This is a genomic window from Elusimicrobiota bacterium, assembly GCA_041660925.1.
Classification (GTDB): Bacteria; Elusimicrobiota; Elusimicrobia; order UBA1565; family UBA1565; genus JBAZUV01.
Genome location: JBAZVI010000011.1, coordinates 93854 through 102923 on the forward strand (window position 1 = coordinate 93854; position 9070 = coordinate 102923).

Consider the following 9070-nt stretch of genomic DNA (forward strand, 5'->3'; position numbering starts at 1 on the left):
CGGTCCCTATCCCTATTTCTTCGCGCCGCCGGCTCCGCCGGCGCCCGCTCCGGCCGCGGTCTTGCCGGCCTTGCGGATGATGCGTTCGCCCTGGTAGCGGATGCCCGTGCCCTTATAGGGTTCGGGGATCTTGAGGGAGCGCATGCGCGCGGCCGTGTGGCCGAGCAGATCCTTGTCGTGGCTCTTGAGGATCACGGTGGTCATCTTCTTGTCGATGTCGACGTCGATGCCGATCGGCACGTCGAAATGGACCTTGTGGGAAAAGCCGATGCTGAGGATGAGCTTCTTCTCGCCCTCTTTCTCGACCTTGAAGCCGAGGCCGATGACCTCGAGCGTCTTGCTGAACTTGGCGTGCACGCCGTTGACCATGTTCGCGACCCGGGCGCGCGCCATGCCGTAGAGCGCGCGGATCCGCGGGTCGGAGTAGTCGGCGGTGAGCACGACCTGCTTGTCCTTCCTCTCGGCCTTGACCTCGACCGGGAGCTGCCACGAGAGTTCGCCATGGGGTCCCTTCACGCGGACCTTGGCGCCCTCGATGGCGACGTCGACCTTCTCAGGGATCGTAATCGGCTGTCTTCCGACGCGGCTCATAGCGTTCTCCTTACCAGACCTGGCAGAGGACCTCTCCGCCGACCTTCTTCTCCTTCGCCTGCTTGTCCGTGAGCACGCCCGCAGGCGTGGTCAGGATCGTCACCGCGAAGCCCACTCGCACGCGGGGGATCTCGCGGTACGAGCGATAGATGCGCAGCCCGGGGCGGGAGGTCCGCTTGATGCCGCGGATGACCGCCTCCTTCGTGGGCGAGTACTTCAGGAAGACGCGCAGGGTTCCGACGCGCTTCTCGTTGAAGATCGTCTTGTAGTTGGCGATGAAGCCCTCATCCTTGAGGATGCGGGCGATCTCCGCCTTGATGCCGGACAGAGGGACGTCGATGCGGTCCTTCTGCCGGATGTTCGCGTTGCGGATGCGGGTCAGGAAGTCAGCGATGGGGTCCATGGGGTCTCACCTACCAGGAGGATTTCCGCACGCCCGGGATCTGGCCGCGGTGCGCCATGTTGCGGAAGCAGATCCTGCAGAGGCCGAAGTCGCGCAGGAACGCGCGCGGCCTCCCGCAGAGCTGGCAGCGGTTGCGGTAGCGGACCGCGAACTTCTGCGGCTTCTTGAGTTTTGCGACCCACGCGATGGTGGCCATAGGATCCTCAGTTCTTCTTCTGCTGCGGGTGCTTGAAGGGCATCCCGAGCTGTTCGAGGAGCGCGAAGCCCTCCTCATCGGTGCGCGCGGTGGTGACGAAGGTGATGTTCATCCCGCGCGACTTGGAGACCTTCTCGAGATTGATCTCGGGGAAGATCAGCTGTTCGCGAAGGCCGAGGTTGAAGTTCCCCTGGCCGTCGAAGCCCTTCGGCTCGAGTCCGCGGAAGTCGCGGATGCGCGGGACGGCAGTGGCGATCAGGCGGTCGAGGAACTCGTACATCCGGTCCCCGCGCAGCGTGACGCGCACGCCGATCGGCATGCCTTCGCGAAGCTTGAAGTTCGAGATGGACTTCTTCGCGCGCCGGATCTGGGGCAGCTGGCCCGTGATCCAGCCGAGCTCGTCGCGGGCGGCGTCGAGGGCCTGGATGTTCTCCTTGGCCTCCGAGATGCCCATGTTCACGACGATCTTGGTGACGCGCGGGACCTCGTGCGGGTTCTCGTAGCCCTTCTGCTCCATGAGCGCGGGCACGATCTCCTCGAGGTAGCGCTTCTTGAGACGGGGCGTCGCCGAGGGTTTCTCGATGACGCTCTCCACCGGTTCGCGCTTCTCCTGGGCGGCCGGCTTGGCCACCTTCGGGATCTTCGCGACCGGCGGCTTCGCCGGCTTTTTATCCTTCTCCTTCTCGGCCATGTTAGAGGATCACCTCGCCGCAGTGTCGGCAGACGCGCACGCGCTCGCCGTCGGGCAGCTGCCCGCGCTTGGGGCGGATGGCCTGCTCGCACTTGGGGCAGACCAGCTGCACTTTGGAAATATGGATCGGAGCCTCGCGCTTCTGGATGCCGCCGGGCTCCGAGGGCCGCGGCTTGACGTGCTTGGTCACGATGTTGACCTTCGCGATGAGCACGCGCTCCTTCTCGGGGTAGACGCGCAGGACCTCGCCCTTGCGGCCCTTGTCCTTGCCGCTGAGGACGAGCACCGTGTCTTTCTTCTTGATGTTCATCTCAGACCACCTCAGGCGCCAGCGAAATGATCTTCAGGAACTCGCGGTCGCGCAGTTCCCGGGCCACGGGCCCGAACACGCGGGTGCCCTTGGGCTCGTTCTTGTCGTCGATCAGGCACGCGGCGTTGTCGTCGAAGCGGACATAGGAGCCGTCCTTGCGCATGTGCGGGTTGCACATGCGGATGATGACGGCCTTCACGACCTCGCCCTTCTTGATGGCGGCGTGCGGCGTGGCGTCGCGCACGGAGCAGACGATGATGTCCCCCAGCGACGCGTAGCGCCGGTGGTGGCCGCCGAGGACCTTGAAGCACTGGAGCTTCCGGGCCCCGGAGTTGTCGGCGACGTTGAGGATCGTGCGGAGCTGGATCATGCCTCGCCTCCGGCAGGAGCGGCGATCTTCGGGGCGGCCTTCAGCACGCGCACGAGGCGCCAGCGCTTGAGCTTGGAGAGCGGCCGGGTGCCGGCGATCTCCACGAAGTCCCCGACGTGCGATTCATTGCGCTCGTCATGGACGTAGAACTTGCTCTTCTTGCGCTGGATCTTCTCGTAGAGCGGGTGCCGGATCTGACGGCGCACGACGACCACGCGCGTCTTGTCGGCCTTGTCCGATACGACGGTGCCCTGGAAGTTGTGGCGCTGTGCGCGCTCGGTCTCTTGGGCGGCGGTGTTGGGGGTGGCCATGTCGGTCTCCTACTTCGTCTTTCCGGCCGAGAGCTGTTTGGCGCGGATCCAGGTGTTGATGCGGGCGATGTCCCGGCGCAGGGCGCGGATCTCCAGCGGGTTCGTGAGCGGAGTGACCCGATGCTTGAACGTCATCTTGAACTTCTTCTCCTGGAGCTGTCTCAGCTCGGAGCGAAGCTCGTCGATCGAGTGGTTCTTCTTGGTTTCCTTGTCTTTGGTCTTCATGTCTCAGTTCCGGGTGATGAACTTGGTGCGGATGGGCAGCTTGTGCGCCGCCAGCGTCATCGCGTGCTTCGCCAGGTCGAGCGGGATGCCTTCGACCTCGAAGAGGACGCGGCCCGGCTTGATGACCGCGGCCCAATGCTCCGGCGCGCCTTTGCCCTTGCCCATGCGGGTCTCGGCCGGATGCTTCGTGATGGCCTTGTCGGGGAAGATGCGGATCCAGAGCTTCCCGCCCTTCTTCATGTAGCGGGTGATGGCGACGCGCGACGCCTCGATCTGACGCGCGGTGAGCCACTTCGGCTCGAGCGCCTTCAGGCCGTACTCGCCGAAGGCGAGCTCGGTGCCGCGCTTGGCGAGCCCCTTGATGCGCGGGTGGCTGTGGGGCTTGCGGTACTTGACGCGTTTGGGCATCAGCATGTCACGCCTCCGGGGCCGGCGCCGGGGTCTCGGGCGCGGCGGCCGGGGCGGGAGCGGCGGCTCCCGCGAGCGGCGCGGCGGCCTGCCCTTCCTCGATCTTCGCCTGCTGGATGAGCTCCTTCGGCGTCTTCGCGAAGAACTGCTTCTTGTAGATCCAGACCTTGATGCCGATGGTGCCGCTGGTCGTGTTCGCCTCGACATGGCCGTAGTCGATGTCGGCCGAGAAGGTGTGCAGGGGGACGCGGCCCTCGCGCAGCCACTCTCGGCGCGCGATCTCGGCGCCGGCGATCCGGCCCTTGACCTCGATCTTGATCCCGAGGGCGCCGGCGGCCATCGTGCGCTCCATGGCGCGCTTCATCGCGCGGCGGTGCGCGATGCGGCGCTCGAGCTGCATCGCGATCGCCTCGCCGACGAGACGGGAGTCGAGCTCGGGCTCCTTGATCTCGACGACGTTGATGAAGGTCTTGCGCTTCGTCAGGGCTTCGATCTGGATCCTGATGGCCTCGATGTCCGCGCCGCGCTTGCCGATGACGACGCCGGGGCGCGCGGTATGGATGTTCACGCGCAGGTACGATCCCGCGCGCTCGATGCCCACCCACGAAACGGCGGCGAGACGGAAGCGCTTCGTGATGAGCTGGCGGATCTTGTAGTCCTCGCCGATCAGCGCCGGCATCTCCCGCAGGGAGAACCACTTGGACTCCCAGTCCTGGATGTAGCCGAGGCGGACCGACTTCGGATAGATTTTCTGTCCCATGGCTTATTTCCTCTCGTCGGAGACCACCATCGTGAGATGGCAGACCTTGCGCTTGAAGGTGTAGGCGCGGCCCTGAGGGGCGGGCAGCACGCGCTTCATGTGCCCCATCGGACCCTGGCCGACCCACGCGGCTTTGATGAAGACGTCCCGGGGCTCGAGCGGCTTGCCGGTCCGGTGCTGGAGGTTCGCGGCCGCCGAGCGCAGGGTCTTGCCCACGAGCTCGGTGGCGCGGCGCGGGATCGTCGGCAGGATCTCTTCGGCCTTGGCGACGGACTTCCCGCGGATCTGGTCCAGGACCTGGGCGACCTTTCGGGCGCCGTAGCGCTGGAATCTGGCGTATGCTGTGGCTTCCATCGGATTCCTCTATCTCTCTCGTTAGGTGAGCTCGGTGGCTTCCTTCGTGTGCGCCATGCCGTGGCCCTTGAAGAGTCGTGTGAAGGAGAACTCGCCGATCTTGTGGCCGACCATCTGCTCGGTCACGTAGAGCGGCAGGAACTTGCGCCCGTTGTGGACGGCGAAGGTGTGGCCGACGAACTCCGGCACGATCGTGCAGGAGCGGCACCAGACCTTCACGACCTTCTTCTCCCCGGTCTCGTTCATCTTCTGGACCTTCTCGAGGAGGTTATGATCGACGTACGGCCCTTTCTTTGTCGAGCGGCTCATGCTGTTCTCCCGTTATACCGGCATCGCGGCGACCTTGCCCTTGCGCCGGTCCTGAAGGATCATCCAGCCCCAGACCTTCTTCTTGTTGCGGGTCTTGAGGCCCTTGGAAAGCTGGTTCCACGGCGAGCGCGGGTGGTTGCCGCCCTTCGACTTGCCGCGTCCGCCGCCCAGGGGGTGGTCGACGGCGTTCATCGCGCCGCCGCGGACGGTCGGCCGCTCGCCGCGGTGGCGGGTGCGGCCGGCCTTGCCGAAGTTGATCGAGTCGTGCTCGATGTTCGAGACCTGGCCGAGCGTCGCCATGCAGGAGCGCGGCACCAGACGCATCTCTCCGGAGGGAAGCTTGAGGGTGGCGTAGGGGCCTTCCTTGCCCATGAGCTGGGCCTGGCCGCCCGCGGAGCGCACCATCTGCGCGCCCTTGCCGGGGATGAGCTCGACGGCGTGCACGAAGCTGCCTTCGGGGATGCGCTCGAGCGGGAGCGCGTTGCCGACCTTGATCTCGGCCTCGGGGCCGGACATGACGGCGTCGCCGATCTTCAGCCCGACCGGGTGCAGGATGTAGCGTTTCTCGCCGTCCGCGTAGTTCACGAGGGCGATGCGCGCCGAGCGGTTCGGATCGTACTCGATGGAGACGACCTTGCCGGGGACGCCGGCCTTGTCGCGCTTGAAGTCGATGGCGCGGTAGGCCCGCTTGTGCCCGCCGCCGATGTGGCGGACCATGATCATGCCGGTGTTGTTGCGGCCGCCGGACTTGCGCAGGCCCTTGGTCAGGCTCTTCTCCGGCTTCTTCTTGGAAAGCTCGGAGTAGTCCGCCGACGTCATGTGCCGGCGGGACGGGGTATAAGGTCGATAGCTCTTCAGCGGCATCTTACGCTCCCTGCTCGACGAGTTCGATCGAGTCACCGGGCTTCAGGGTGACGATCGCCTTCTTCCAATCGGGGCGATATCCCCCGCCGCGCCCGAAGCGGCGGTACTTGCCCCGGACGTTCATCGTGCGGACCCGGAGCACCTTCACTTTGAACAGCTCCTCGATGGCGCGCTTGACGTCCGTCTTGGAGGAGCTCGGCTTGACCTCGAAGGTGTACTGGTTGTGCTTCTCCTTCATGAGCGTGCTGCGCTCGGTCATGAGCGGCCGGACGACGTGGATCGTGGGGTTGAAGTCTTCCATCAGTTGAACCTCGGGGCCAGCTTCTCGAGGGCCGCGCGCGTGATGATGAGGCTGCGGCACGCGAGCACCTCGTAGGCGTTCAGATGGGCGACGAGGGTCACGCGCACCGTCGCGATGTTGCGGGACGCGCGGGCGAGGTTCTCGTCGTACTGCTCGGTCACCAGCAGCGAACGCTCTCCGGCGTTGAGGGCCTTGAGCAGCGCGGCGACCTGCTTCGTCTTCGCGCCGTCGAGCGAGAGGCTGTCGACCACGCGCAGCGAGCCGTCGGCCGCGCGGGCGGTGAGCGCCTGAGCGAGCGCGAGCTTGGCCTTGCGCGGCGGCAGGTCCTGGCGGTACGAATGATGACGCGGGCCGAAGACCACTCCGCCCTTCCGCCAGAGCGGCGAGCGGATGGAGCCGTGGCGGGCGCGGCCGGTGTGCTTCTGCTTCCACGGCTTGCGGCCGCCGCCGCGGACCTCGGAGCGGGTCTTCGTGTGAGCCGTCCCCCCCCGCTGGTTGGCCTCGTAGGCCGTGACGACTTCGTGCAGGAAGCCCTTCATGGGCTTCACGCCGAACACCGTCTCGGGAAGTTCGACCTTCCCGACGTTTTCGCCTTTCAGGTTCAGGATCTTGGCTTCCATGTTCAGGCCTTCTTCTTCGTGGGCTTCTTTTCGACGATGATGTTGCCCATCTTGTCGCGCTTCACGGTGGACTTGGCGGCTCTCACCGGGCGACGCTTGAGGTTGTTGGACGTCTCGCAGACGCAGACCTGGCTGCCGTTGGCGCCGGGGACCGGTCCGTTCAGGTACAGGAGATGGTTGGCCTCGTCGATCTGGATGACCTCGATCTTCTGCGAGGTCGTGGTCGCGAAGCCGAAATGACCGGCCATCCGCTGGCCCGAGAGCACCTTGCCGAGCGAGCGGCGCGCGGTGAGCGAACCCGGCGAGCGCTGCTTGTCGGAGGCGCCGTGCGAGGCCGGCAGGCCGTGGAACCCGTGCCGCTTCATGACCCCGGCGAAGCCCCGGCCCTTGCTGCGGGCCTGGACGTCGACGAAATCGCCGGGAGCGAAGGTCGTCACGTCGGCGACCTGCCCGACCTTGAAGGGCTTGGGGTCCGCGACGCGGACCTCGCGCAGCCAGCGCAGCGGGTTGATCCCCGCGGCCTTGAACTGCCCGAGCTGCGGCTTGTTCAGGGATTTCTCGCGGCGAGCGCCGTAGCCCAGGAGGACGGCGCCGTAGCCGTCCTTGGACTCGGTCGTCTTGACGCGGACGATCGGGCAGGGACCGGCCTTCACGACGGTGACGGCTTTGACTTCGCCGTCCTTCGTGAAGACCCGCGTCATCCCGACCTTCTCCCCGATGAGCGTGCGCAGCGTCGGCGGGGCCTTCTCGGTCCCGCTGTTCTGCGCCGCAGGGGCGGCTTTTTCGTCGATCTTCTTCTCTTCGGTCATACGGTCCTCGACTGCTCGGTAGTCGGATTCTAGAGCTTGATCTCCACGTCGACGCCGGCCGGCAGGTCGAGCTTCATGAGCTCGTCCACCGTTCTCGAAGTCGGGCTCTTCAGCTCGATGAGGCGCTTGTGCACGCGCATCTCGAACTGCTCCCGGGACTTCTTATCCACGTGCGGCGAGCGCAGCACCGTGTACTTGCGGATGTGGGTCGGCAGCAGGACCGGCCCGACGATGACGGCGCCGGTGCGTCGCGCGGTCTCAACGATCTTGCCGACGCTCGCGTCCAGGACGCGATGGTCGCACGCGCGCAGGCGGATCCGGATGCGCTGCTGTGGGGTGATGGTGTTCTCGGTCATGGCGTTACTCGAGAATGTCGCCGACGACGCCGGCGCCCACGGTATGCCCGCCCTCGCGCACCGCGAAGCGCAGGCCCTTCTCCATGGCGATCGGCATGATCAGCTTCACCAGGAAGTCCGTGTTGTCGCCGGGCATGATCATCTCCACGCCCGCCGGCAGCTCGATCTCTCCGGTCACGTCCGTCGTCCGGAAGTAGAACTGCGGCCGGTAGCCCTTGAAGAACGGCGTGTGCCGCCCGCCTTCGTCCTTCGTCAGCACGTACACCTTCGCCTTGAACTTCGTGTGCGGCTGGATCGACCCGGGGGCCGCCACCACCTGCCCGCGCTCGATCTGGTTCTTCTCGATGCCCCGCAGCAGCATGCCCACGTTGTCGCCCGCCTGGGCGTCGTCGAGCAGCTTGCGGAACATCTCCAGGCCCGTGACCACCGTCTTCTGCGTCGGCTTGATCCCGACGATCTCGACGTTGTCCCCGACCTTCACCTTCCCAAGCTCCACGCGCCCCGTCGCCACCGTCCCGCGGCCCGTGATCGAGAACACGTCCTCGACGGCCATCAGGAACGGCTTGTCGGTCTCGCGCTTCGGCGTCGGGATGTCCTTGTCCAGCGCCTCCATCAGCTTCACGATCGACGCCTCGCCGATGTCGCTCTTGTCGCCTTCCAGCGCCTTCAGAGCCGAGCCCCGGATCACCGACACCTTGTCGCCCGCATATTCGTACTTCGTCAGCAGCTCGCGGACCTCCATCTCCACCAGGTCCACAAGGTCCTTGTCCGCCACGTCGATCTTGTTCAGGTACACCACGATGTGGGGGACGTTCACCTGCCGCGCCAGCAGCACGTGCTCGCGCGTCTGCGGCATCGGACCGTCCGCCGCCGACACCACCAGCACCGCGCCGTCCATCTGCGCCGCGCCCGTGATCATGTTCTTGATGTAGTCCGCGTGGCCGGGGCAGTCGACGTGCGCGTAGTGCCGCGCCGCCGTCTCGTACTCCTGGTGGTGCACGTTGATCGTCACGCCGCGCGCCTTCTCTTCCGGCGCGTTGTCGATCTCGTCGTAGCGCTTCGCCTGCGCCAGTCCCTTCTGGGACAGCACGTGCGTGATCGCCGCCGTCAAAGTGGTCTTGCCGTGGTCCACGTGACCGATCGTCCCGATGTTCACGTGCGGCTTGTTGCGCTCGAATTTCGCCTTGGCCAT

Annotated in this window: 18 protein-coding genes; all 18 read right to left on the minus strand. The window is 65.9% G+C overall.

The window, feature by feature from the left end:
* Nucleotides 1-12: 12 nt before the first annotated feature.
* From rplF to tuf, 18 genes are read right to left on the minus strand one after another with little or no spacing between them, the layout of a single operon-like run.
* Nucleotides 13-591, minus strand: coding sequence for a 50S ribosomal protein L6 (gene rplF / locus WC969_14150; protein MFA6030994.1), 579 nt, complete (start codon nt 589-591; stop codon nt 13-15).
* 10 nt (nt 592-601) lie between these two features.
* Nucleotides 602-994: a 30S ribosomal protein S8 gene (rpsH, locus tag WC969_14155; protein ID MFA6030995.1), complete on the minus strand. Its 393-nt coding sequence runs from the start codon at nt 992-994 to the stop codon at nt 602-604.
* Between the two features lie 10 nt (nt 995-1004).
* Nucleotides 1005-1190 (minus strand): type Z 30S ribosomal protein S14, encoded by a 186-nt coding sequence (locus WC969_14160; GenBank protein ID MFA6030996.1) that lies wholly within the window; start codon nt 1188-1190, stop codon nt 1005-1007.
* A 7-nt stretch (nt 1191-1197) separates the two neighbouring features.
* Nucleotides 1198-1881 carry a 50S ribosomal protein L5 gene (rplE, locus tag WC969_14165; protein MFA6030997.1) on the minus strand — a complete coding sequence of 228 codons (684 nt, stop codon included), beginning with the start codon at nt 1879-1881 and terminating at the stop codon, nt 1198-1200.
* 1 nt (nt 1882) lies between these two features.
* Nucleotides 1883-2191 (minus strand): 50S ribosomal protein L24, encoded by a 309-nt coding sequence (gene rplX, locus WC969_14170; GenBank protein MFA6030998.1) that lies wholly within the window; start codon nt 2189-2191, stop codon nt 1883-1885.
* Nucleotide 2192: 1 nt separating this feature from the next.
* On the minus strand, nt 2193-2561 hold the full coding sequence (gene rplN / locus WC969_14175) for a 50S ribosomal protein L14 (GenBank protein MFA6030999.1): 369 nt from the start codon (nt 2559-2561) through the stop codon (nt 2193-2195).
* On the minus strand, nt 2558-2872 hold the full coding sequence (gene rpsQ, locus WC969_14180; protein ID MFA6031000.1) for a 30S ribosomal protein S17: 315 nt from the start codon (nt 2870-2872) through the stop codon (nt 2558-2560). The genes rplN and rpsQ overlap by 4 nt, the downstream gene beginning before the upstream one ends.
* A gap of 9 nt (nt 2873-2881) precedes the next feature.
* Nucleotides 2882-3097: a 50S ribosomal protein L29 gene (gene rpmC, locus WC969_14185; GenBank protein MFA6031001.1), complete on the minus strand. Its 216-nt coding sequence runs from the start codon at nt 3095-3097 to the stop codon at nt 2882-2884.
* A 3-nt stretch (nt 3098-3100) separates the two neighbouring features.
* On the minus strand, nt 3101-3511 hold the full coding sequence (gene rplP / locus WC969_14190) for a 50S ribosomal protein L16 (protein MFA6031002.1): 411 nt from the start codon (nt 3509-3511) through the stop codon (nt 3101-3103).
* Between the two features lies 1 nt (nt 3512).
* On the minus strand, nt 3513-4265 hold the full coding sequence (rpsC, locus tag WC969_14195) for a 30S ribosomal protein S3 (GenBank protein ID MFA6031003.1): 753 nt from the start codon (nt 4263-4265) through the stop codon (nt 3513-3515).
* A gap of 3 nt (nt 4266-4268) precedes the next feature.
* Nucleotides 4269-4619 carry a 50S ribosomal protein L22 gene (gene rplV / locus WC969_14200; GenBank protein MFA6031004.1) on the minus strand — a complete coding sequence of 117 codons (351 nt, stop codon included), beginning with the start codon at nt 4617-4619 and terminating at the stop codon, nt 4269-4271.
* 21 nt (nt 4620-4640) lie between these two features.
* Entirely contained in the window at nt 4641-4928 is a 288-nt protein-coding gene (gene rpsS, locus WC969_14205; GenBank protein ID MFA6031005.1) for a 30S ribosomal protein S19, read from the minus strand.
* A 12-nt stretch (nt 4929-4940) separates the two neighbouring features.
* Nucleotides 4941-5792: a 50S ribosomal protein L2 gene (gene rplB / locus WC969_14210; protein ID MFA6031006.1), complete on the minus strand. Its 852-nt coding sequence runs from the start codon at nt 5790-5792 to the stop codon at nt 4941-4943.
* Between the two features lies 1 nt (nt 5793).
* Nucleotides 5794-6093 carry a 50S ribosomal protein L23 gene (locus WC969_14215; GenBank protein MFA6031007.1) on the minus strand — a complete coding sequence of 100 codons (300 nt, stop codon included), beginning with the start codon at nt 6091-6093 and terminating at the stop codon, nt 5794-5796.
* Nucleotides 6093-6713 (minus strand): 50S ribosomal protein L4, encoded by a 621-nt coding sequence (gene rplD, locus WC969_14220; GenBank protein ID MFA6031008.1) that lies wholly within the window; start codon nt 6711-6713, stop codon nt 6093-6095. Before rplD ends, WC969_14215 begins: the two co-directional genes overlap by 1 nt.
* Nucleotides 6714-6715: 2 nt before the next feature.
* Nucleotides 6716-7522 carry a 50S ribosomal protein L3 gene (rplC, locus tag WC969_14225; GenBank protein ID MFA6031009.1) on the minus strand — a complete coding sequence of 269 codons (807 nt, stop codon included), beginning with the start codon at nt 7520-7522 and terminating at the stop codon, nt 6716-6718.
* A 29-nt stretch (nt 7523-7551) separates the two neighbouring features.
* Entirely contained in the window at nt 7552-7878 is a 327-nt protein-coding gene (rpsJ, locus tag WC969_14230; GenBank protein MFA6031010.1) for a 30S ribosomal protein S10, read from the minus strand.
* Nucleotides 7879-7882: 4 nt separating this feature from the next.
* Nucleotides 7883-9070 (minus strand): elongation factor Tu, encoded by a 1188-nt coding sequence (gene tuf, locus WC969_14235; protein ID MFA6031011.1) that lies wholly within the window; start codon nt 9068-9070, stop codon nt 7883-7885.

Bases quoted from the DNA above. Each gene is read 5' to 3' on its own strand.
- rplF (MFA6030994.1), bottom strand. From the start codon at position 591: ATGAGCCGCGTCGGAAGACAGCCGATTACGATCCCTGAGAAGGTCGAC.
- rpsH (MFA6030995.1), bottom strand. From the start codon at position 994: ATGGACCCCATCGCTGACTTCCTGACCCGCATCCGCAACGCGAACATC.
- WC969_14160 (MFA6030996.1), bottom strand. From the start codon at position 1,190: ATGGCCACCATCGCGTGGGTCGCAAAACTCAAGAAGCCGCAGAAGTTC.
- rplE (MFA6030997.1), bottom strand. From the start codon at position 1,881: ATGGCCGAGAAGGAGAAGGATAAAAAGCCGGCGAAGCCGCCGGTCGCG.
- rplX (MFA6030998.1), bottom strand. From the start codon at position 2,191: ATGAACATCAAGAAGAAAGACACGGTGCTCGTCCTCAGCGGCAAGGAC.
- rplN (MFA6030999.1), bottom strand. From the start codon at position 2,561: ATGATCCAGCTCCGCACGATCCTCAACGTCGCCGACAACTCCGGGGCC.
- rpsQ (MFA6031000.1), bottom strand. From the start codon at position 2,872: ATGGCCACCCCCAACACCGCCGCCCAAGAGACCGAGCGCGCACAGCGC.
- rpmC (MFA6031001.1), bottom strand. From the start codon at position 3,097: ATGAAGACCAAAGACAAGGAAACCAAGAAGAACCACTCGATCGACGAG.
- rplP (MFA6031002.1), bottom strand. From the start codon at position 3,511: ATGCTGATGCCCAAACGCGTCAAGTACCGCAAGCCCCACAGCCACCCG.
- rpsC (MFA6031003.1), bottom strand. From the start codon at position 4,265: ATGGGACAGAAAATCTATCCGAAGTCGGTCCGCCTCGGCTACATCCAG.
- rplV (MFA6031004.1), bottom strand. From the start codon at position 4,619: ATGGAAGCCACAGCATACGCCAGATTCCAGCGCTACGGCGCCCGAAAG.
- rpsS (MFA6031005.1), bottom strand. From the start codon at position 4,928: ATGAGCCGCTCGACAAAGAAAGGGCCGTACGTCGATCATAACCTCCTC.
- rplB (MFA6031006.1), bottom strand. From the start codon at position 5,792: ATGCCGCTGAAGAGCTATCGACCTTATACCCCGTCCCGCCGGCACATG.
- WC969_14215 (MFA6031007.1), bottom strand. From the start codon at position 6,093: ATGGAAGACTTCAACCCCACGATCCACGTCGTCCGGCCGCTCATGACC.
- rplD (MFA6031008.1), bottom strand. From the start codon at position 6,713: ATGGAAGCCAAGATCCTGAACCTGAAAGGCGAAAACGTCGGGAAGGTC.
- rplC (MFA6031009.1), bottom strand. From the start codon at position 7,522: ATGACCGAAGAGAAGAAGATCGACGAAAAAGCCGCCCCTGCGGCGCAG.
- rpsJ (MFA6031010.1), bottom strand. From the start codon at position 7,878: ATGACCGAGAACACCATCACCCCACAGCAGCGCATCCGGATCCGCCTG.
- tuf (MFA6031011.1), bottom strand. From the start codon at position 9,070: ATGGCCAAGGCGAAATTCGAGCGCAACAAGCCGCACGTGAACATCGGG.